General features: G+C 45.7%; 15 protein-coding genes and 1 pseudogene. 8 read left to right on the top strand and 8 right to left on the bottom strand.

Going from position 1 to position 23,443, the window contains the following annotated elements:
• The first annotated feature begins 846 nt into the window (after positions 1-846).
• Positions 847-2,043 (top strand): aspartate aminotransferase family protein, encoded by a 1,197-nt coding sequence (locus AABW11_RS05990; protein ID WP_340103883.1) that lies wholly within the window; start codon positions 847-849, stop codon positions 2,041-2,043.
• A 43-nt stretch (positions 2,044-2,086) separates the two neighbouring features.
• Positions 2,087-2,500 (top strand): Dabb family protein, encoded by a 414-nt coding sequence (locus tag AABW11_RS05985; RefSeq protein ID WP_340103882.1) that lies wholly within the window; start codon positions 2,087-2,089, stop codon positions 2,498-2,500.
• Between the two features lie 343 nt (positions 2,501-2,843).
• On the opposite strand, the gene AABW11_RS05980 is transcribed toward AABW11_RS05985, so the two are convergent.
• The 4 genes from AABW11_RS05980 to AABW11_RS05965 all read right to left on the bottom strand — a co-directional run bounded on the left by AABW11_RS05980 (position 2,844) and on the right by AABW11_RS05965 (position 6,198).
• Positions 2,844-3,791, bottom strand: coding sequence for an SMP-30/gluconolactonase/LRE family protein (locus AABW11_RS05980; protein ID WP_340103881.1), 948 nt, complete (start codon positions 3,789-3,791; stop codon positions 2,844-2,846).
• A gap of 155 nt (positions 3,792-3,946) precedes the next feature.
• Positions 3,947-5,122: a molecular chaperone DnaJ gene (dnaJ, locus tag AABW11_RS05975; protein WP_340103880.1), complete on the bottom strand. Its 1,176-nt coding sequence runs from the start codon at positions 5,120-5,122 to the stop codon at positions 3,947-3,949.
• Between the two features lie 9 nt (positions 5,123-5,131).
• Complete coding sequence (locus AABW11_RS05970; RefSeq protein WP_340103879.1) at positions 5,132-5,701, bottom strand: nucleotide exchange factor GrpE; 570 nt, start codon at positions 5,699-5,701, stop codon at positions 5,132-5,134.
• A gap of 110 nt (positions 5,702-5,811) precedes the next feature.
• Positions 5,812-6,198, bottom strand: coding sequence for a VOC family protein (locus AABW11_RS05965; protein WP_340103878.1), 387 nt, complete (start codon positions 6,196-6,198; stop codon positions 5,812-5,814).
• 99 nt (positions 6,199-6,297) lie between these two features.
• Between AABW11_RS05965 and rsmI the strand changes: the two genes are divergently transcribed.
• Complete coding sequence (rsmI, locus tag AABW11_RS05960) at positions 6,298-6,981, top strand: 16S rRNA (cytidine(1402)-2'-O)-methyltransferase (RefSeq protein WP_340103877.1); 684 nt, start codon at positions 6,298-6,300, stop codon at positions 6,979-6,981.
• Positions 6,982-8,538: an apolipoprotein N-acyltransferase gene (gene lnt, locus AABW11_RS05955; protein WP_340103876.1), complete on the top strand. Its 1,557-nt coding sequence runs from the start codon at positions 6,982-6,984 to the stop codon at positions 8,536-8,538.
• Positions 8,539-8,546: 8 nt separating this feature from the next.
• On the opposite strand, the gene AABW11_RS05950 is transcribed toward lnt, so the two are convergent.
• Together AABW11_RS05950 and sov are read right to left on the bottom strand one after the other, a co-directional pair.
• The gene (locus AABW11_RS05950) at positions 8,547-9,629 is read right to left on the bottom strand and encodes a hemolysin family protein (protein ID WP_340103875.1); all 1,083 of its coding nucleotides are present in this window, start codon (positions 9,627-9,629) and stop codon (positions 8,547-8,549) included.
• Positions 9,630-9,725: 96 nt separating this feature from the next.
• Complete coding sequence (gene sov / locus AABW11_RS05945; protein WP_340103874.1) at positions 9,726-16,967, bottom strand: T9SS outer membrane translocon Sov/SprA; 7,242 nt, start codon at positions 16,965-16,967, stop codon at positions 9,726-9,728.
• Between the two features lie 276 nt (positions 16,968-17,243).
• On the opposite strand from sov, the gene AABW11_RS05940 reads away from it, so the two are divergent.
• Together AABW11_RS05940 and AABW11_RS05935 are read left to right on the top strand one after the other, a co-directional pair.
• Entirely contained in the window at positions 17,244-18,662 is a 1,419-nt protein-coding gene (locus AABW11_RS05940; protein ID WP_340103873.1) for an LptF/LptG family permease, read from the top strand.
• On the top strand, positions 18,655-19,734 hold the full coding sequence (locus AABW11_RS05935; RefSeq protein WP_340103872.1) for an LptF/LptG family permease: 1,080 nt from the start codon (positions 18,655-18,657) through the stop codon (positions 19,732-19,734). The genes AABW11_RS05940 and AABW11_RS05935 overlap by 8 nt, the downstream gene beginning before the upstream one ends.
• A 325-nt stretch (positions 19,735-20,059) precedes the next feature.
• Here AABW11_RS05935 and AABW11_RS05930 read toward each other — a convergent pair whose 3' ends face one another.
• Entirely contained in the window at positions 20,060-20,383 is a 324-nt protein-coding gene (locus AABW11_RS05930; protein ID WP_340103871.1) for a DUF3467 domain-containing protein, read from the bottom strand.
• 307 nt (positions 20,384-20,690) lie between these two features.
• A pseudogene (locus AABW11_RS05925) lies at positions 20,691-21,671 on the bottom strand (PLP-dependent cysteine synthase family protein); the annotation flags it as partial.
• Between the two features lie 107 nt (positions 21,672-21,778).
• On the opposite strand from AABW11_RS05925, the gene AABW11_RS05920 reads away from it, so the two are divergent.
• Both AABW11_RS05920 and AABW11_RS05915 read left to right on the top strand, forming a co-directional pair.
• Positions 21,779-23,035, top strand: a complete 1,257-nt coding sequence (locus tag AABW11_RS05920; RefSeq protein WP_340103869.1) for a SpoIID/LytB domain-containing protein — start codon at positions 21,779-21,781, stop codon at positions 23,033-23,035.
• Positions 23,036-23,038: 3 nt separating this feature from the next.
• Positions 23,039-23,314, top strand: a complete 276-nt coding sequence (locus tag AABW11_RS05915) for a DUF4290 domain-containing protein (RefSeq protein ID WP_340103868.1) — start codon at positions 23,039-23,041, stop codon at positions 23,312-23,314.
• The last annotated feature ends 129 nt before the right edge of the window (positions 23,315-23,443 follow it).

Below are 23,443 nucleotides of genomic sequence, written 5' to 3'. Positions count from 1 at the left end.
CGAGTGGAGACGTTAGGCTCTCCCAAGTTCCCGTGGAAACCTCATGCATGTTTGCCCTGCTCTCAGACCCCGGTCGTTATGCAAGTAACTCACCTTATCGACGCCACTGCATTGCTGCTCCCACTTACCAAAACAGTGAAAGCTCCGACAACCATAAACATTTCGGGGCTCAATCACACAGCTTTCATACTCCCTGTCTACGCTTCGTGCCAGCCTCTCAGCTGACTACGCAAGACTCGGTTCCGGCTGCTGGTTAGGCTTTACCAGACAGGATTGGTTACCTGTAGGCTTCCTACGAAAGATTTCCTAGTTTCAAAGAACACTATTCCCACTTTCACGGGTTTAGCTTGGCGCAATTTGGTTCGTTTTGCATCAAGGCAAAATGAACAGGGAGTCCAATACGGATGATAAATCTATTTATTTATCCACATGATGTCAGGTCGGAATCAGAGAAATATTCTTTAAAGTTAGTGACATTATCTCGGATAGGGATTTTAGAGGCCTACAAAATCTATCATCTACAACTTAGAAATGAAGCCGGGCATCACTAAATCCCATCTCGAGAGGGGACAGACGCACAAAACGGCGCAAAGCGTCAGTTTCGGATGTCAGGGGGGCTGAACCTGACTTCGACGTCGACTCATGGCATATCTGCACGCTCATTGCTATATATAGCTAAAGCTAAAGTATCATACGAAAGTTTGTAATTCGTTCAGGTTTTGAAACCACGAGACATTCCATGTCTCTCTATCCCAATTTTTTCACTGAACTGACATTAAAGCGTATCCATTCTATTTTGTATATTCCATTGACCTTTTAAATTCTCGATAATCATACATTTACTTCATGAATCCAAAAGACATTTCCGAGCAGGCCAAAACCATCGAACATGAGCACCATCTGCCGATTTACCGGCGATATCCCATTACGCTTGAAAAAGGTAAAGGCGCCCTTGTCTGGGACTATGAAGGCAACGAATATCTCGACATGCTTGCAGGCATTGCCGTGAACAATACCGGCCATTGCCATCCAAATGTGGTGAAAGCGATTCAGGAACAGGCTGAAAAACTGATTCACCCCTCGAACTTTTTCTACACTAAACCACAAAGTGACCTGGCCAAACTACTAAGTGACTTATCAGGATTGGAACGTGTCTTTTTCTGCAACAGCGGCGTGGAGGCTCTGGAAGCCGCGCTGAAAATCGCGCGTAAATACGGAAACAATCATAACAAGAAAGGTGACATCATTGCAGTTGAGCGCGGATTTCACGGACGATCCCTGGCAGCTATAGCTCTTGGAAAACCTAAATATCAGAAAGGATTTGCACCTATTCCACCCGGTTTCAAAACAATTCCCTTCAACGACATTGAAGCGCTTGAAGCAGAAATAAATGATGAGACGATTGCATTTGCCTGCGAACCGATTCAGGGCGAAGGCGGCATTCATGAGGTTAGTGGTGACTATCTCCGACGAGCCCGCGAACTATGTGACAAACACAATGCACTTCTTTTCTTTGATGAAGTTCAGTGCGGAAACGGCAGGACCGGTAAATATTTCGGGTTTGAACATCACGGAGTCAAACCCGATATGATTGCCACGGCGAAAGGTCTTGGCGGCGGGTTTCCAATTGGTGCCGTGATGGCTAACGAAAAAGCCGCACAAGCGCTTGACTACGGTGATCATGGCACTACCTATGGCGGAAATCCACTGGCTTGTGCCGCCAGTTTAGCCGCGGTGAGAACCATCCTCGATGAGGATCTGATGACGCAGGCTACAGAGAAAGGTGCGTATCTCATCAAACAAGTGAAAGAGAAAACTAAAGGCACAGACTACATCAAAGAGATCCGGGGTAAAGGATTAATGATTGGCATTGAACTAAACTTTCCAGGAAAACCAGTAGTGATGGATATGCTTGATCTGTTTGTGATTGCAAATGTTACGATGGATACCACGATTCGCCTGGTGCCACCTCTGGTTATTACCTACAAGCAGATAGACAGGTTTGTAAATGTGTTTGTAGATGTGCTGGAGAAGCATGCTTAAAATGATTTCCTAACTTCAATCGAAAACTCACTCAATATTGTATATGAAACAAATTATACTCTTCCTGCTTCTAATGGTAACCATTATCAGCTGTAACTCTGGTACCGAAACAGATGACAGTTCGATGAACCAAAATACTGAATCAGAGATGGCGGAGCAACTTCGCCACATTGTCCTTTTCAAATTTACAGATTCGTCCACTTCTGAAGATATCCGGCAAATTGAAGAGGCGTTTGCGGCACTGCCCTCAAAAATTGATGTGATTAAAGATTTTGAGTGGGGAACCAACAACAGCCCGGAAGGTCTCGACAAAGGATTTACCCACTCTTTTCTCGTGACGTTTGATAGTGAAGAAGACCGGGATATATACCTTCCTCACCCTGCTCACCAAGAGTTTGTGGACCTTGTGGGGCCACATGTAAACGATGTACTGGTTATGGATTATTGGGCCAGGTGAGTTCATTAACGGCCTTATTTACAGTATTTTTGATAGTATAATGAGACTTGGAAGGACCTTCCTCGTCTGACGACTTTGGTAACAATCAAACCCAGGCCACACTACCCTCAGTCGTCTGACGAGTTTCGAGTTCTAAATCCTCAACTGGTTTCAAATCCTATCAACTCGACAGTCGAAAAATCCAATCAACAGTCGAGGGAATATCCTCGTCTGACGACTCCGGGAAAAACCGAATTCAGGCCACAAAACTCTCAGTCGTCTGACGAGTAGCCGGTTCCAATATCCAATCATTTTTGAGTCCCACAAACTCGACAGTCGAAAAAGGCAATCGACAGTCGAGGGATTATCGCTTCTTGCTCCCGGTCGCATTCATGGTGTACCGAAACACATGATCACTTCCGGTGATGTAGAGATCGCTTGCATCTTCTCCGCCCCATCCAACGTTTGTAATTTGCTCATCAAATTCTATCAAATGGAGCTGGTTGCCGTTTTCATCAAAAATAATTACACCTTGCGGACCAGTTGTATATACATTTCCAGCTTGATCGGTTTCCAAGCCGTCTGCAGCGCCCGCACCAGTGCCCATCGCACCTACATTGGCAAATTCCTGAGGTGAACTTGCGATACCACTCTCGTCAACATCAAATGCCATAATGGTTCCGGTACCTGAATCACTCACGTATAGTGTAGACTCATCAGCTGAAAAGTCAATTCCGTTAGGGTACTCAAACTCATCATATAAAACAGAGAGCTCACCATCGGGTGAAATCATATACACACCACTGAAATCGAGTTCGCGGTCCTCATCACTCACACCAAACGGCGGATCGGTAAAATAAATAGTTCCGTTGGAATGCACAGCCAGATCATTTGGGCTGTTGAGCCGCTGACCGTTATAGCTGTCCACGATAACTTCAAGGTCTCCGTCATTTGTCAACCGCGATACACGCCCAGCATGCTGAGCAAGCAGAATAGAACCGTCAACATCCGCCTCAATCCCATTTGAATTCCCACTAGGTTCAAGGTAAACATCTAAGCCTTCCATTTCCGACCACCGGTACACACGATTTGCGGGAATATCGCTGAAGAGCAAGTAGCCATCCGGGTGCCAGTATGGGCCTTCCGTAAATTCTAATGGCCCGGCTATTATTTCCGGTTCTTCACCTTCAATAAGAACGCTTCCTGAAGTTAAATCGGTTTGATCTTCTGTTTGTGTTTCAGAATCTGACTGGCATCCTGAAGAGAAAGAGATTACCATCAGTATGAGGATGGAGATATATAATAATCGCATAAGCTAAAAGGTTTGTTATCAATTATTTGGCTGATCCAATGTAGCGCGAAGAAAGGAGAGATGACAATGAAATTTAGATCGCACAATTGGCAAACAAAAAAAAGGTTCCCGGTTATAAACCGAAAACCTTATAAATGTTTTTACTGACTCTTTCCTCAGGCAAAGACATCCTTTATTTTAGAGAAAAATCCTTTCTCTCTATCCTGTGCACTCTCAGGATCAAAATGATCATTTCCCCTGAGGGCTTCAATATGACGGCGCTCACCATCAGACAGATCCTTAGGAACATACATATTTACTTTGATAAACTGATCGCCCCGGCCGCTGTTATTTAAGCCCTGGATGCCCCGGTCTTTCATGCGCAAAAGCTTTCCGGGCTGTGTACCGGGCTCAACTTTAACTTTGGCTTTACCCTTCAAAGTCGGAACCTCAACGTCAGTTCCCAGAACGGCATCCGGAATGCTTAGAAGCAGGTCGTAATATATATCGTTTCCGTCGCGATCGAAATGTTCGTGCTCTTTCTCTTCAATCAACACAATCAAATCGCCGGGTTCTCCGCCCCTGACTCCTGCATTTCCCTGTCGCCTGAGCGTGATGTAATTCCCGTTAGACACGCCGGAGGGAATATTCATTTTCACTTTCTCTTCACCCCGCTTACGGCCTTCGCCATGGCATGATGAACATTTGTTTTTAATGATGCGTCCTTCTCCCCTGCAGTTGGGACATGGCTGCACATTCACAAACTGACCAAACATGGTCTTGGATACCTGCCGTACTTCTCCCATGCCGTTACATGTGCTGCATGTTTCGAAATCCGATTCTGTTTCGGCGCCTGTACCATTACATTCGCCGCACTTACGATACTTCTTAACTTTAAGTGTTTTTTCAGTGCCTTCCGCAATCTCTTCAAGCGTAAGTTCCACGCTTAATTTCATGTCGGCGCCGGGCTGTCCGTTGCTGGAACGTCTGCGGCTGCGGCCGCGGCCACCTCCACCGAATGGATCACCGCCGCCAAAAATGTCGCCACCGAAGATGTCGCTGAACCGGCTGAAAATATCTTCGAAGTCGGCATTTCCGTAATCAGCACCGCCACCAAATCCGCCGCCATTCATTCCTGAGTGGCCAAATTGATCGTATCGCTGACGCTTCTGCGTATCCCTGAGTACTTCGTAAGCTTCTGAGGCTTCTTTAAACTTTTTTTCGGCTTCTTCATCCCCCTTATTTCTGTCGGGGTGGTACTTCATCGCCAGTTTTCGATAAGCTTTCTTTAGCTCATCATCTGAAGCACTTTTACTTACACCTAAAACTTCGTAATAATCGCGTTTTGACATGAATAAACTTTATTCGCTTACAATTACTTTTGCGTGACGGATTGTTTTGTCGCCTATTCTGTATCCGTTTTCCAGAATTTGAAGAACTGTTCCGCTTTCGATGGATTCATCCTCTGGTTTTTGACGCAGCATTGCATCATGCAAATCTACATCAAATGGAACTCCTTCTTCATCAATTCGCTCAACACCATATTTCTGGAGCACATCATCGAACTTCTTGGCGACCATCCTGATGCCATCAAGATATGTGGGCTCGGCATCAGCTTCTTCCATCGCTTTAAGCGTCCGAAGGAGATCATCATTCACCGGCAGGAACGATTCTACAGCAGCACGCCGGGCATTTTCAAATGTTTGTATACGTTCACGCTCAAGACGTTTTCGCATGTTTTCCATTTCTGCAGCCTTGCGGAGCTGAGCCTCTTTCACATTTTCAACTTCTTCTCGCAGGTTTTCTATCTCTTCTTCCTGCTTACGAATGAGCTGCATCTGTTCCTGGATGAGCTCGGTATCCTTTGTTTCATTTTTCTCTGCCGACAGTTCCTGTTCTTCTACTGTCTGGTTCTCATCATTCTTATTCATAAAAAAATCACGTTTAAAAATATTCTTCATTTATATAAGCTAGCAGGCAAATAACATGCCAGACACCAGTAAACGATCTAATGGTGACAATGTTTCTTTTGTGTCTGCTATTACTGATCGCCTTCAAAGAAAAATTCGATCATATTACCGTCAGGATCTGAAGCAAATACAAAGCGGCCTTTTTTGCGATTAGCCGGGCCACTCAAAATCGTTACTTCATTATCCCGCAGGTAACGGGCCATTTCATCCACTTTTTCTGGTGATTCCAGGTAAAACCCGATATGATCAACTCTGAAATCGCGTGAGTTTGGGTCGTAGCTTGTTTCCGCCTCTACAATGACAAGCGTATCTTCTTTTCCGATTTTATAGACTGCCATGCTTTGGCCCATTTTCCGAACTAGTTCAAATCCGAGAATGTCACCGTAAAATTCTTCAGACCGTTCTATTTCATTGACCCGGATGGTCATGTGGTTAATTCCTGAGGGATTGAAATCCATAGTAAAATTTATTTGTTGGTTTTCTGATTTTCAGATAATAAACTACGAGTTTTGAGATTATATTTTAGTAATTAATTTTTCAGCTCAAAAACACATGCAGTGTCCAAACTTTATATCGTAGCTACACCTATCGGTAACCTTGCTGATTTCTCTCCTCGTGCCGCCGAAACACTGAAATCAGTGGATCAAATCGGCTGCGAAGATACCCGAACCTCGACAGTTTTATTACAGAGATATGAAATAGATAAGCCGCTCTTTTCGTTTCATCAGCATAATGAGCATCACAAAGTAAAACATTTGATGAATCTACTTGATGGCGGATCTGATATTGCTCTTATCAGTGATGCCGGTATGCCTGGTATCTCTGATCCTGGATTTTTGGCTGTTAGGGCAGCGCATCAAAATGGCCATACCGTTTGCGCAATACCTGGCCCTGATGCCGCCACCACAGCGCTTGCTGCGAGCGGCCTGCCAAGTGACCGGTATGTTTACGAAGGATTTCTCCCGCCAAAAAAAGGCCGTGAAACACGAATCAAAGCTATCGCGGAGTCTGATACAACGTCTGTCATTTACGTAAGCCCTCATAAACTCGTGCGTTTTTTAAAGCGTCTGTCTTCATTTACAGAACCCGACCGGTGGATTTGCATAGCCCGTGAACTCACTAAAAAATTTGAAGAAGTACAACGCGGCCATATTTCCGATCTTCTCGACGACTGGCAAAACAGGCCGTCGGTGAAAGGAGAATTTGTCGTGATTGTTTCAGGCAAAACCTATTCAGAATAAATGAAACAGCCCGATTTCTGGAACTCCCCATGGTTACAATCTGTCATGGCGGCCAGTTTACTCTGGCTGTCGTTTCCGCCGTATAATCTCGGTATACTTCAAATACCGGCATTTATACTGCTGCTCAGACTTTCTGTCATTAGCGTGTCAGTTCGCCAGATGATTTATTACGCCTATCCTTCATTTGTTCTCTGGAACCTGCTAACCACCTACTGGCTGATGATGGCGAGCGTGTCGGCCGGAGCCGCCGCTATACTTGCCAATGCCGCACTCATGCTGATTCCTCTTGGGCTGATCCGGCGGCTTACCCTGAGTGAGATGAACCCAATTGGCTCATCATTTTTTGCGGCTAACGTATGGGTCAGCTACGAATTTCTGCATCATCAATGGGATCTCGCCTGGCCATGGCTTACACTGGGCAACGCATGGGCAAACCTGACAGGTGTGATTCAGTACATCTCGGTAACAGGTGTTTGGGGAGTAAGTTTCTGGATTGTATTTACAGCGGCGCTCTGCTACCACGCTATCGTAACTGCCTCGAAACCGGTTTTAAAAAGTGCCGCGCTTATATTTTTCGCTTTCCCGATATTCTCTGTTTTAGCAATGATTAACATTCACCAGCCAAGTGACCGGCCGTTTAATGTGACTGTTGTTCAGCCTAATTCAAACTCTTATGAAAACTATGGAGGCCACCCCTCGCTCGATCATCTGCTAACGCATCTGCTTGAGCTGTCCGATTCGGCCCGTACCGATTCCACACAGCTTCTTCTATGGCCCGAAAATGCTCTTGATGCGGCGCTCACGCTATCAAGCCCACAGGTCAGCCGGGTGCGCGACAGCCTCAGTGTATGGAATACAGAACTTATTACCGGCAGCGGCTATCTAAAATATTACAGCGACGAAGACGCCCCTGCCGTTACTCGTGGCATACATTCCGGACAAGCCTATAATTTTTTCAATGCAGCGTTTCATATACAACCCAACCAGCCCATTCAGATTTATGAAAAAGGGCGGCTTGTTCCAGTTGTAGAACGATTTCCATTTGTTGAATTTTTTAACAGGATTGATCTGTTCAACTTTGTTGACTGGGGTGCTATAAACAGTTACGGACTGGGACGAGAAGCAACCGTTTTCCAGGTTGATGGCAGCCATACCCCGGCACTAATCTGCTACGATTCCGTCTTTCCAGGATGGGTAAACCAGTTTGTAAATAACGATGCGGATTTTCTCACCATCATTACAAATGATGGTTGGTGGGGAGATTCTAACGGCCACGAGCAGCATTTCGCGTATGCCCGCCTCAGAGCTATCGAACAGCGTCGGTGGGTTGCCAGGTCTGCAAATAATGGAATTTCAGGTATTATTTCGCCCGATGGTAAGATTCAGCTTGAAACTGAATACTGGACAGAAGATGCGTTTCCTTACCAAATCTATCAAACGAATGAATTGACATTTTATGGGCGGTTTGGCGACTGGCTTCCGTGGTTATCCCTGATCTTTACCATCGGCGGAATTGGATTTACGATTGCCGGTAAACGAAGAAATTCAGGTGATTAACCGACGTTTTATTGCTCATCCGATTCTAAATCAGAATTTTCAGATTCCGGCAGCATAATTCCAAGCTTCTTCGCCCGTTCACGCCAGCGCTGGCGGGCTAGTTTTTGCATATCATCAATGGCATCAATTTCATCGACAATTTCCATTCCCAACAGAGTTTCAACCACATCTTCCATCGTAACCACACCTGAAAATCCGCCATATTCGTCAACCACAATTGCAATATGGTCCTGTGAATTCAGAAGCTTCTCAAAAAGATTTTTTATTGAACTCAATTCGGGAACGATCATTACATCCCGTTTAAGATCTTTAAGCTTCATGTCGCCATTGCCTTTAGACAGCTCAAGATACATATCGTTCTTCAGTACGTATCCGGTTATATCTTCCTCAGTTTTACCATAAACCGGTACCCTGGATACTCGAAGCTCGTCTTCCTTGTTTACAATGTCTTTAATGGTGACCTCTTCGGAGTACTTCACAACCACAATTCTGGGCGTCATAATATCTTCAACTTTCAGAGAACTGAACTGTATCAGGTTTCTCAGAATATTGGATTCCTCTTTTTCAAAAATTCCTTCTTCATGTCCCAGGTCTGCCATCGCGCCAATCTCTTCACGGCTGATAGACGGCTGCTTTTCTTCACTTGATATCAACTTTGTGATTCCTTTTGAAAGCAGGACAAAAGGATAGGTTACAACTATCAGTAATTTGGTGGTACGGGCTGCAAAGCCTGATAATCTTTTCCAATAGGTGGCCCCAAGCGTTTTTGGAATAATTTCAGAAAAAACGAGGATGAGCAGCGTCAGAATGATGGATGTAACTGTGACATACGCATTCCCAAATACGATTTGCGCCTGTGCCCCCACGCCGGCAGCACCGATTGTGTGCGCAATTGTATTCAGGCTCAGAATAGCTGCCAGTGGCTGGTCGATATCTTTTTTCAACGATTGCAGTAACTGTCCGGCTTTATCCCCATCGGACTCGAGCATGGCAATATAAGACGGTGTGATGGAAAGCAGGACCGCCTCAAGGATTGAACAGAGAAACGAAACTCCTATCGCGAGAATTAAATAAAGTATAAGTAAATTCATAAGCGCTAAAATACTATAATTTTGACAGGCGAATAAATCGAATCTTTCAAAATGCTTAAGATAACTGGTTTTGCGGACCAAACATCCTGATGCGGTTTAGTTCGACCGGATGTTTATCCTGATATTGAACCGGATATCGTGAGTGGTTCGCGAAAATGTCCGTGTTGATTTAGGATTTGTACTACTATAGGTATACTCAAAGTTGGACTGAAATGTATCAGAAAATCGATACCCTACTACAATGGACCCGTTAAAGCGGGATTGTCCTGAAATTCGCGGATCGGTAATTGTGTAAATCGACGGGTCTCGCACTATTTGGCCGCTGCCTGCCTGTAGTGCATTGGCAATATCTGTTTCAAGCAGAAACCGCTCTTCTTTATCATCTATAAAATTACCGTTCAGCGTAATATCAACATCATTGCTGAGCGTTCTGAAAAACGGCACTTTAAAATTCTGGATCGTGTAGGCAAACGAAAAGTTAATACCGCTTGAGCTGCGCTCTGTCACCTGCACATTCGACAGCGCCATACTGGTAATCAGGCTGGTCTCGTACCCGACTTGAGTCCGAAGGCCGTTCTCCCATGTAACGTTTAGCTGAAGCAGCGGGGCAAACCGTTTCTCAACGTTTAAGGCGTTCGGTTCGAACTCAGGCCTGAAACTGTTCACGCTGTAGCTGCCCACATTACGGGTAAGATCAGACCCCGGATCATTGTTCAGCTCCCACCCCATCCGGTAACGGCCGGTGTAGGAGTGCGTGATGGAGGCCCTCTGCATGTAATTTCCAATGAACGGGATAAACGATTCAAGTCCTGTCCAGTTCAGCCGCCAGTTAGGAAGCGGAAATGCCGTGAAATTTTTCTCTCCGGTTGAGCTGCTTCTTCCGAGATAGGCATCCCGAAAATCCTCTTGAAGGGTTACCCGGCTTAGAACCGTTCGACCGTCCCCGTTACCAATCGCATCACTAATCACATTTTCACCCGTCGCCATATCTTCAAAGGCCGTTTGCAGCTGCTTTTCAAAGAGTGTTCTATACCCGCTTCCAAACGCCCATACAGATGATGAAATGTTTCCGGATGAATTTCTCACCGATGATATATCGCTGTCCGGATCAAGCGCAATCGATTGCGAAAGTCTTTCATCCCACTGAGTTTGCCAGCTCAGATCAACCGACACATTATTGAATGGGTTGAAGCGTGTGTTTAAACTGATGTTATCATTATAAGTATTGTTGGCCGGCAGCTGGATTACAGACTGCCCCTCAACGTTATTAATGAGCTGGTTTGTGCTGATACGTTCATCAAATCCAAGACGGTACCTGAACCCGGGTGTGAGCTGATCATCGCCAAACACATCATAAAGCTGAGAGCCGCCATCATATCCGGCCTGTGATGAAGTTTTGGCATTGTTGTAACTCGCATCAATACTTTGAATACTAAAGACCGCCAGCAGAAGTTTCCGTCCGTAATATTTTACTTGTTCTCCCAGTCCGTACGGTTCTACATTCTCATCATCTCTGTTGCTTCTGGCTTCCCGTTCACGCCTTGCAACACGGTCATTCTCAAGTGCATCGGTATATAATGACGACCGTCTGAGCAAATTATTAATATCCAGCCGGAGTGTATGATCAAGCCGAAAGCTGTTGGAGACGGTTGCCCCGAGATTAGAGCCAAAAGCAGAATTTTGCCATCTGAATCCGCCACCATACCGAACATTGTAGGTCATCCACTGAAGCCCGCTTACCTGGTTCAGACGAGGCTGCCAGCTTGCAGTATAATCTTCATTATATGTGCTTCTGCGGGGGGAAAGAGTGTCCGATACAAGATCTTGAAACACCTCTAAAGTGGGGATAGGTTCAAAGGCCGTGCTGTCGGCTCCGGACAGACCGGCATCACGAATAGTAAACCGGCCCAGATCGTATGAATTTCTCGCTTGGAAGGTAGTGCTCACCGACCGGAGAATATTATAGCCAAGCCCAATATTGGTATCATAAGTAAAGTTATGATTCTGGCGAATTGGCACCTCATCCTGACCTTCTAATATTCGGCGCTTTCGTTCATCATACGTTCGGGAAGCACTGATTGATGTAGTTACATTATTTGGACTTTTACCAAAGCCAATGCCCGACATCAAGCCTACAATCGGTATGTTTTCGAGAATTGAGAACGGCCGCCAGAAGCCCACGTTTCTGAATTGATGTGAATATCGCAGAGAGGTATTGAAGCTCCAGTTGTTTTGAAAAATCTGCTGTGGATTGCGTCCGGAGCCTGTTGTGTAGTTATAGCTGAACGAAGTATTGTCTACCGTATAACGAACAAATGGATTTTGTGAATTCCGTTTCGAAACATTTGAAAGGTTCAGTGCATAGCTTTCAGTGAAGGTTTCTGCCTCGCGCCGCTGCTCGGTGATCAGGTTATCCTGCTGCTCTTCTGAAAGATTGTCGTTAGCCCTTACTGCGTTTTCAAAATCTTCAAGACGAATATCTCCCTGGTTTGGTAAAAACTTCGGTATAGACGACGATTGTCTCATCGACAGTCCAAGCGGTATGTTCCAGCCAAAACGCTCGGGAATAAACCGGTGGAGGTTAACGGTAGAGTTCAGATCATAGGATGTTTGATTGCTTATCCTGCGCTGACCAAGCCGTGAGTTTAGGGCACCGTACCCCTGTGTTTGCCGGGCAAGATTACCATTAAATGTAGCGAAATCAGCCATCTGGAACCGCATACTCGCATTTGCGGCCCACCCTTTCTCATTATCGTAGCCTGATACCCGAAGCTCGTTCAGCCACAGCTCGGCATTAATCGTTGGCGCCCCAGGACCATTGGGCTGATCCGGATTGTACGGATTACGAACGCCCATCCCGATTTCAGTGACCCTGCCAAGCGACGGATTCCCACGAATTGCGACAATTGCACCTGGTACCGCATTTTGCAAAATATCTCCCCGCTGATACAGTTCATCAATATTCTGACCCAAATCCTGATCCCGCAGCTGTTTTAGCTGGTTGAACGCCTCAAGAACGATATTCATACTGTTCTCATCATACAGCCAAATTTGATTGGCTTCCTCCTCTATCTGGCTGTTGTTTGATGGATCAAAATCCTGGAATGGAAAATTCTCATCAGATGGCGATACCGGCTGTCGATATTCATAGTAGTTGTTTTCAAGATCGTTACCCATCCGCATCACCAGTTCAACCTCATCCCGGTTATTGTAGCCCTCGCCGTGGACAAACATTCGCATATTGGAATAGTCAAGCAGGTTTAATCCGCCAGGATACACACGTTTCACCAGCTGAACAGATTGTGGGCCGAGACTTTCTGCCTGGAGTACAATCGACTGTTCATTTTGCAGGCTTTGAAGCTGACTGCTGCGATCCTGTGCACGAATAGCTCCCTCCGGCTGACGATACGGAAACGGACGGCGGTTCGAATTCTCTTCAATGTTGATGGTGCTGATTCGAATATTAGCGTTCGGATCACTTTCAGCGTTGATGTCTTCATCCTGGCGCCACTGGCTGCCCACAAATTCCATCGTTGCAAACCTCATGGTAAATGGTTTCTTGTAGCCCGACATCCAGAACCGCATATAGGTAATGTTTTGAAAGTCATTAATACTTCCAACCTGCCGCTCAAACTCTTCGATCGGTATTCTCACCTGGTACCATCGGTCTTGCTGCGGATCGCCGGGATTTCCCACCTGGTCAACGATGTACGTGCCGGGCTCCCCTATTTGAAGCCTGGATTCGTCAGCCGGGTTAAAATCTACCTCGTACTGAAAATAAGTATCTGTCAGATTTACGGCTGAGGCATTCACAAGTCCTTCAGAATCGGGACGATTGGTGATGGCCCGGTTATCACTTTGATCAATCGGTGTGTTCCCGTCAGGAAAACCGAGCAGGCGGTGGAAGCGCTCATGCAGGGGCAAACCGTCATTTTCTGATGCTCCATAAAACAGGTAATCATCGTTTGAAGGATCGTTCAGAATCTGCCGGTATTCTTCGCTATCTTCACCATACTGCAATGCCATCTCGGCGAGAAAATCACTGAATACTGTTTCTTCGTCAAAGTTGTTAAACCCGTCTCTGTTCGGGAATCCATCAAGCCCAACATCTTCAAGCTCCCTGTTTTCGTTTGAAAACTGACCTTCGGGCGGCGGCGGATTGGCGGGCAGTGCCGATCGGGGATTATCCAGATCATCCAGCACAAGGTTATCAGGATTGAGGGCGAGGCCATCTTCCGTATTGTTCTTTGAATTCGGCACTACATCTTCCGACACCAGGCCGATATCAATATAAATCTTCCCTTCGTAATCCATCGGCGTAGCATTGCCAGGAAGCTGGCCATTGGGCAGAACCGGCTGTACCCAAAATTCCAAAAACTCGATATTATTCTGGGTGAAATCTTCCTGGCCGGATGGAATTACGGCAGTCATTCCGCCCCATGTATTCTCCGGTGTTTCTTCCAGCAGATCTTTGATATTAAGGTTATAATTGTACTGGCCACGTTCACTGGGATTGTAGTGAATATCGAGCGTATTGATGATTTCATCCTGTGGATTACGTGTTTCGCGGCCCGGAAATACATCACGTACATTCACCGGGACCGATTCAGGCGTAAAATCAACCCCGCCTAAAATGGTTGATATGTTTCGTGGTATAGTGTAAAAACTGAACTTTGACCTCAAATCTGAGCGATCGCGCCGGGCCTGGCTGGTGGCTACAGGTGAGCCCGGAAAGTCATCTTCTACAAAAAATTGTTCATCTATGTCATAACCTGGAACAGCTGCGGGGGCTGCGGCAAGGCTCCACCGATTGGCATTGAGAAGACTCAGTTTAATGCTGGAGCCCTCAAAATCATCGATAAACGAGAGTCCCTCCTCTTCATCTGCAAACAGTTCATTATCCCGGATCGCACTTCGCACGGCACGAGTTTCCGCTACACCGGGCCGCAACTGTGCGAACTCACCGCTAAAGGAGATTTCCGAATCGGCCCGTGTCTGCAACAGAGGAATTGCATCCAGCGCCCGCGTGACAAATGGGGTGTCGAACCGGGCATTGGCATCAAAGCCAATAACAGAGTTGCTGATCGGCTCGTCACCTATTCTTATTTTGTCATCCAGCGGACGCTCATTAAACCGGAAGTAAGTACCGCCAAACAGAATATCGCTATTCACTTCATACTCCGCCCGAAACCCTGTAAAGGTTTTCTGCTCGATGGAGGTGAACGCCTGATTTTCATACTCAATGGTGATATCCTGCCCTGGAGCAGTGTAGCGATCATTCAGAATGGTGATGCTGCCAAAGGAATAATCCACTTGGTAATCCACATCTTCCTGGAGCTCAACGCCGTTTGCCCGAACTCTTACTGATCCTTCAACCAGCTCAAACCCAAGATTATAGTTGTCCTGAACGCCTCCTTTCGAGACGCCAGAAAACCGGTAAAACTCATTTTTCGAACTCTGCGCCGCATTTGTCTGTCGCTGCAGATAAAGCTCTCTGTAGGCCAGCTGCTGGATGTCTTCCGGAGTAGCGGGTGTATCTTCGAGCAGATCGATTACCCGGTTTCCAAACGGTTCGAGATACGGGAATATGATGCGCCCCTGCTGTGCATCTAATGTACCGGTGCCAAAGTCGATCTCGTTATCCGGATTGACGGCGCCCTGCGAGTCCACACGGTCGAGGCCCAGATCCTGCAATAAGGTGTTGGACCGGCCCGGCAGACGGTTTTGGGCAACGTTTCCTTCTGTAAATTCGAGCTCAATATCCAGGTTTTCACGGTTGATATTCGTCACGCCCAGCGAATACACATTCCGCATGGTCAAATCAAATAAATCGCTGTCGGTTGAGACGTTTTGAGGGCGAATCATCTTCAAATAAATCCTGTCACCGCCCCCCTGGTTTAATTCACCAACATCAACAATTTCACCGCCCTGGCCTCGGTAATTAAATGCAATGGCCAGCACTTCCCTAGATCCCAGTCCCTGTTGCAGTGAAATGTAGCCGGACACCTTATTAATTGTGTAATCCTGTCCTTCCCGGAGCGGCGTAAAGTATCCCTCTTCAAAATTTCTTGCATCATCTATTCCAAGATCACTGGCGGATACTCCCTCCTGCGGATCCCTAAATTGATCAAGCAAATCATCAGAAAAAATATCATTCCCGTTATTTGGGGGGAAATATCCTCCCTGTTGATTTTCGACCACCCCGAGATCGGCCAGCGCAACGGCCCGCCTTGCACCTTCATCAACCTGTGTTGTTTCCCTTAGTTTCCAGACTTCTACATCCGCAATCTGAAGTGTTTGTATGAGTTGCTGCGGATTCGACAGGCTGTTCTCAAACTCCTGTCGGGTGAAAAAATCCATGAAAAAATGCCGATCGTCGTCATAATCAGCCGGCCGTATGTTGATTTGCTGTTCCTGCGAGCCGCCACTGATTGTCTCAACATTGCTCTCCCCGTCCTGCTGCGAAAGAATGGACGTGATCCGAAGCGGGCCAAGTTCGGCAATGGACTTGATCCCAAACAGAGCCCCGCTGCCCTGGATCAGCGAATTACCTGTCTGCATCGACACGTTACCCATCTCGATGCGTTTTAATATTTCATTTTCATATCCCTCATAAACAATACTCAGCCGATTTTGAAACTCAAACTGACGTTCGGTATCCCAATCGGTTTGAATGGTAAGCTTGTCCCCAATGGTCCCTTGGATGTTCAGCTGAAGACTTTGGTCAAATGTTGGATCGATTCGGGTACGCTGATCTTCCGGCAAATTAATGTCATCTGGTGACTTCTGAACAGAAACTCCAATATTCATCGAAGCAACGCCATTAACCCTTAAATTAACCTCCGGCCGCCCAAAAATTGTGGTAAATGCTGACTGCTCCCCGCCGGGAATCTGCAGGCTAAAATCCAGGAGTCCTCGTCCCTGATCTTGTCGCTGGCGGGCTTCAAGCATAAGCTGAGCCCAGTTGTTAGTGAGTGCATTTTCAAAATTAAGATTGGAATACTGGTCGAATGTATAATAGCTCGCAGCCCCGCTGGGATAGCCCATGATAAACTTACGGGCAAAAAAGTTACCCTTCTCCGTTCGCTCAATTTGGACCTCTTCTGCGGGAAGTGTGATAAAGTAAAGTTTCGGAATCTGTTTAAAGAAAGGCCGGGTGACCTCACTCCCACTAATATCGCCAAACGATTTGCGCAATTGCTGCCGGATAGAATCCTGCCGGGCAGGCGACAGCGAGTCCGCCTCTGCAACATCCTGTGCATACACACTCGTCATTAATCCTGATACCAGAATGATAAGTGTGACTACTAACGCTAAAAATCGACGTATTTTACTCACAAGATTTATTTCAAATATCCAATATCTGACACACATTCCAATTCCACCAGGCCATACCTGTCAGATAACTTACTGCTTAATGGTTTACTTGTTTATTCACGTCGTAACGTTGGAGACTATAGGCGAATGGGTTTTTTAATCAGCAGAATTAGCAGCGATATTTTGGTTCTGATAATACTATTTCTTCAAATATGTTGAAAGTATGAATCATATAAAACAACTCACTTCGTTTTTAATATCTTTCAATTCAAGCAGTTGATCCCGTATATTTGCAATATGCTTAACAAAGTACAATTAAATCTACTAAAGCAGCACGTAGGCCCTTTTCTATTCTGCTTTTTCGTACTCATGTTTTTACTACTTATGCAGTTCTTAATGCTCCATGTTGATAAACTGGTGGGCAAAGGACTGCCCATACTCGTGGTCATCGAACTCATACTGAGCAACCTTGCCTATATGGTTGTCCTGGCCGTGCCAATGGCCATGCTCGTATCAACGCTTATTGCCTTCGGAAAATTTTCTGAATGGAATGAATTAAATGCCGTTCGTGCCGCTGGCATCAACCCGATCCGCCTTATTATGCCGGTGCTCACTATCTCAGCAATTCTATTTGTTGGAACCGCCTATTTTTCAAACTATATCCTCCCGGAGGCAAATCATAAAGCGCGCTCCCTCTTTATCGATATCAGAATGGCAAAACCCGGTTTCGACCTTGAGGAGAATACGTTTTACGAGGGTATTGATGGCTACACATTTTTAGTAAAAAATATTGATACCGATTCTGATACCCTGCGCGAAATCACAATTTTTCAGGAACCGGTGGAAGAACGCTACCGGGCTTTCATCCGGGCCGATAAAGGCGTGCTTCAAAGCGAAGGGGAACAGACGCTATCCCTTTATCTTAACAACGGGTCAATTTTGCGGTCTATTCCGGGAGAACGACGGTCGGAAGAAACTATGGAGCGAACCGACTTCACCCGGTACAGACTTAGCTTTGATCTGTCAGAACTGGCTTTTTCAAGAACCAACCCGGAAGATCGTAGCCGCACCGGGCGCACAATGACTGCGGAGGCGATGAAGGCGGTGACCGACTCGGTACGCCGGGAAGTTAATAATGAGTTTGAAAAATTTACTGAAAGGACAGAGCAACCTGAAACTATTCCATTTAAAGTAGACCGCTCATCGAGTGTGTATCGCCGCTCTGTTACATTTGAAAATGAAGAATTGCAGCCTTTTGACACGTCTTTCAAGGCAGCCAACCTGTTGGATCACCCACAAGAGCAAATTTCAGTCATAAACCTTGCCGTCAATAGTCTGAACCGGTATCGTGCCGATTATGAAAGTTACAAAACCAATATCAGCTGGAGAGAAACGAGGATCGACGAGTTTTGGGTAGAAATTCATAAGAAATTATCAATTCCTTTTGCCTGTATGCTATTTGTTTTAATTGGAGCTCCTATTGGTATACTAACCCGTAATGGAAACCTTGGGGTGGCGGCGCTCATCAGCGCGGTAATTCTTACCCTCTATTTTATGGCGATCATCCAGGGTGAAAAACTTGCTGACAAAGGCGTGATATCACCATTTGCCGGAATGTGGGCTATAAATTTTACTTACCTGGTAATAGGGTTCTTTCTTACCCTCCACGTATGTTCGTCTTTCCGAATTACCAACCTTTGGGGCAATAATGATTAAGTTTGACCGGCACATTTTTAAGCAGCTCCTGACCATTACAGCATTTGTCCTGTTTGTTCTAATATGCATTTTTATCCTCATCGATTTCTCCGAAAACAGTGATGAGTTTACCGAGAATGGTGCAAAAATGGCGGAAATATGGGATCAATACTATCTCAACTACGTGCCTGAAATGATTCGGCTTATGTCACCGCTGGCCATATTTGTTGCCTGCCTGATTGTAACCGGCCGGATGACTGAACGCCTTGAAATTATTGCACTGAAAGCCTCCGGCGTGAGTCTCTATCGTCTTGTAGCACCCTACCTTGTCTTTGGCTTGTTGCTCAGTATATCTGTCAGTTACCTGGATGCTTACATCATTCCAAATGCGAACGCAGAACGCATAGACTTTGAAAAACAATATCTGAGCAATTCAAACGAACGGATAGACCGTGGCAGAATATTCAGGCAAGAATCTGATAATACCATTATAAGCTTCAATTTTTTTGAAGCCAGTTCAGAAACAGGATATCAGGCATCCCTAGTTAAATTTGATGGGGACAGGATTGCACGTATTTCCAACATTAACCGCCTTCAGTGGATCGATTCTACCGAAACATGGAAGGCAGACCGACTGCGAGAGCGTATTTTTCACGGCGGAAGCTACGAAGAAACCGATACGATGGACGTTGCAATGGACCTGAACCTGTACCCGAGAGATTTAGCCAGGCATAGTTCCGATATTTACCAGTTAACATACCCGGATGCATTTCAATACATTAACTCCATCGAGCGTATTGGTGCCGGTGGAGTGGCCCGCCCACAAACACAGCTTTATAACCGTATTGCATATCCCGTATCTATTTTAGTTGTTTGCCTTATTGGATTTTCAATTGCATGTGTTCGCCGGAAAGGTGGCAGAGGATTTTACATCGCTGTTGGTCTGGCCATTAGTATTGTATACCAGGCGTTCATGAAAATCATCGAGCCATTTGGATACGTGGGTACGCTGTCACCCGAAACAGCAGCTTTTTTGCCTCACACCGTCTTTTTAGTGACCGGCATCATTATGCTCATTTTCACGAGGAAGTAGGCTTCTGGGTGCAGGGGGCAAGGTTCAGGGCGCAGGGTGTAAGGCTTCAGGATTCAAGGCTTCAAGCCCAGGACCTCCAAGCGTGCGAACGGAGAGAGCTCCTTGAAGCGTCCGGATTTAAGAGCAGGGTGCAGAATTTCTATTCATGAACCTGACTTGTATTTAAGGCCAAAGTAATGCTAAAAATCACGGACTTTATCCGCGATGATCAGAGAAAACTTTCTGCCCTTAACTAATTTAAAGATTAGAACTCAAGTTCTGATACAACCCTCTCTGACGCTCCGCCGGTTCGAGGGGAGACAGAGAGCGGCCGGGGTGAGTCGGGTTACGCTTCAGGCTTGGGCCCGCGGTAGTTAAACGGCATGTCAAATTTTTCCTTGGATTTAATCTGGCCGTGCTCACTCTCATATTTGCGCAAGTTTTCGTTAAGAGCATTAGCCAGCCGTTTTGCATGATCCGGCGTCAGGATCATCCGCTTTACCACCTTTGCTTTGGGCACGCCCGGCATCATGGAGATAAAATCGAAAATAAACTCCGACGGGGAATGTGTAATCATAACAAGATTTGAATAAGTGCCAGACGCCTCATCCTGGTTGAGTTCAATCTCTATCGGTTTGTTTTTTTTCTTATTCTTTGGTTTTTGTTCCATAATACATTTTTGATTTAAATATTAGTTTAAAAGGCTATGTAAAATCTGAATATGAAGCTAAATGAGTCCAGGAAGTGCGGTTGTAATGCAAATTCATTTCCAATATTGTCATACCGGACGTTGATCCGGCATCTCCTGCTTTTTTGGGGGACTGGAGATCCCGCGTCAGGAGCGGGATGACGCACGTTCCGCCTTTTTTACGTGCAATTCAGTAATGAGAACAATCGAACTCAGGTGATTAGCGCCATATGTTTCAGACCATCTGCCGATTTGATTAATCGACAAGCTTGTTCATCAGTGAGGTTCAGTCCAAAAATCCCTTCTCACGCATCCAGTCGTCATTATAAATCTTAGAGGTATAGCGTGTGCCGCTGTCGGGAAGTATCACAACCATCAGGTCGTCTTTGCCAAGCTGCTCCTCTTTAGCATATTCCAGTGCCCCGTAAACAGCCGCTCCGCATGATCCGCCAATAAACAAACCTTCTTTTTCGGCAAGATCCCGCGTCATAAGAAATGCATTTTTATCATTCACCTGTACGACGGCATCAATCACATCAAAATCAACATTTTCAGGGATAATGTCTTCCCCAATTCCTTCTGTGAGATACGGTTCAATTTCACTTTTGTCGAATTCGCCGGTCTCAAAATACTTTTTGTAGATCGACCCTACGCTGTCCACTCCCACTACCTTAATATCGGGATTTTTCTCTTTCAGAAAATGTCCCGTTCCGGTAATGGTTCCGCCCGTTCCCATCCCGGCAACGTAGTGAGTGATTTTCCCCTCAGTTTGCTCCCAGATTTCCGGACCGGTGGTTTTGTAATGGGCTTTGGTGTTGCTCAGGTTGTCGTACTGATTTGGATAGTAAGAGTTAGGAATTTCCCGGCTCAGACGTTTTGCCACAGAATAGTAGCTTTCCGGATCATCCGGCTCCACGTTTGTTGGGCATACCCGAACTTCAGCTCCAAGGGCCCGAAGTAGATCAATCTTTTCCTGGCTTTGTTTATCTGTTGTCGTGAATATGCATTTATACCCTTTTACTGCGGCGGTGAGAGCAAGCCCCATACCGGTATTTCCCGACGTGCCTTCAATTATAGTGCCGCCCGGCTTGATAAGACCCTCTTTTTCAGCATCCTCAATCATTTGAAGTGCAATACGGTCTTTAATACTTTGACCCGGATTTAGATATTCAACCTTTGCCGCTACAGTGAGTGGCAAATCACCAATGACTTTATGAAGTTTTACAAGGGGCGTATTTCCAATAGCCTCTAAAATTGAATTATGAATCATTGAATTGCTTCTGTCAGTTTTAATTTTCTTTGCTTAACTGCTTAAAGATATAAAAAATGCGGCGTCATATGGGTATACAATTCAGAGCAAAATGCGTACCTTTTTTCATGCTACAATTTTTGTCAACACAATACAGGCCCTCCGGCGTATTTCTGCCACTAATTACAGGTCTGATTTTCCTGCTACAGTTTTTCATTCAGAATGTCCCCTCCGGCGAAAGCCTTGACTTGAACAGAGCGGATTCTGTTCGCGTATCTCTTTACAATCTCAACCGCCCAGATTCGCTTCAACTACTAAACAATTCTGCCGGGCTTATACTCTATAAGGGCAGCATCAAAGACACATTGAACTCAAATTCAGTTAATGGCTCTCTGTATATTGAAGGAGGCCGGCTGACATTTCAGAACCAACAAACCGAAGTACGCGTTGATTCGCTAACCTTGATTTCGGACTCATCCTCTACTCGGCTGATAACGGACAACTTCGGTTATCGGCACTACAGTGGCCAGCTGCGGTTCAAGCCGGATGGAACTAACCGGGGCATTTTTATCGTCAATACTGTAGATCTCGAGACTTACATTGCCTCTGTGGTAGGAAGTGAAATGGATTTCGATGACCCGGAAGCATTGAAATCGCAGGCTGTGGTGTCGCGTACCTATGCACTTTGGTCCATCAAAAAGTCGCCATACAATGAATTTGATCTTTATGATCATGAATCGAGCCAGGTGTATGTGGGTGATATACCCGGCAAACCGCGATATTCTGAAGCGGCAGAATCTACCAGGAGCGAAGTTTTGACCTGGAGCAATCAGCTGATTCTTGCTGTTTTTTCAAGCACTTGTGGCGGTAGTACTGTCGATAATGCTGCCGTGTGGGGAGGCCAGAGTCATCCGTATTTGAGTAGTCAACAAGATGCTGACGCCTGCTCGCCTTCCCCTCATTTCAACTGGTCATACACAATGCTGGAATCTGACTTCCGGCAGCTTATCAAACAATATTATGGATTCGAGTTTGTTGACAAGCAAATTGAGAATGATCTATCAGGCAGAGTACAAAAAGTAATGCTAACCGGCCCGGCAGACGATACCCTCACTTTTACGGGCAACGAGTTCAGGCTTTTTATCAACCGGCAAGAAGATCCAATGGCTATTCGAAGCACCAAATACAGATGGACCAGGAGCAATGGTGCAATCATTTTTGAGGGCAAGGGTCTTGGTCACGGCGTTGGTCTTTGCCAGTGGGGATCGCTTGGGCTTGCAAAGGCCGGATGGAATTACAAAGATATCCTGACCTTTTACTTTAGTGGTACGAAAATCGTAAGTTTAGACAATATTGAATCAAACACCATCAGACTTTATAATTGACATATGTTTTTAGAACAGGGAAAACCCAAAGATTATGATTGCGGCTACAACATGGACCTGATGATTGCCGCCATCCCAAAAATTGATGACCACAGCGAGCGGCTCAAATATGCCAAACGGGTTGTGGGCCTCATCAAACAGAGCCACCCGAACTGGGTCGAAAAAAATGGCCAGAGCAAGCTTGCCTGGGACTATTTTTTCGAACTCGCGGAATATGATCCGACTGAATATGGAATTCAGAATCCGTTCGAGATCGGCCAGCCTGATGACGCAAAATAGTTGTTAGTCATCTCCATTACTCTCTTAAAGGGTTCCTTTTGCAGACTGCTATCCAATTGTTTATTCTGCGGGTAACTCATTATGAGGCATTAGATAAACGGTTCAATAATTGTATTAAATGTTTCGATT

The sequence above is a fragment of the Rhodohalobacter sp. 8-1 genome, from assembly GCF_038150125.1.
GTDB lineage: Bacteria > Bacteroidota > Rhodothermia > Balneolales > Balneolaceae > SW132.
This window is presented reverse-complemented; position numbering and strand designations above follow the sequence as displayed.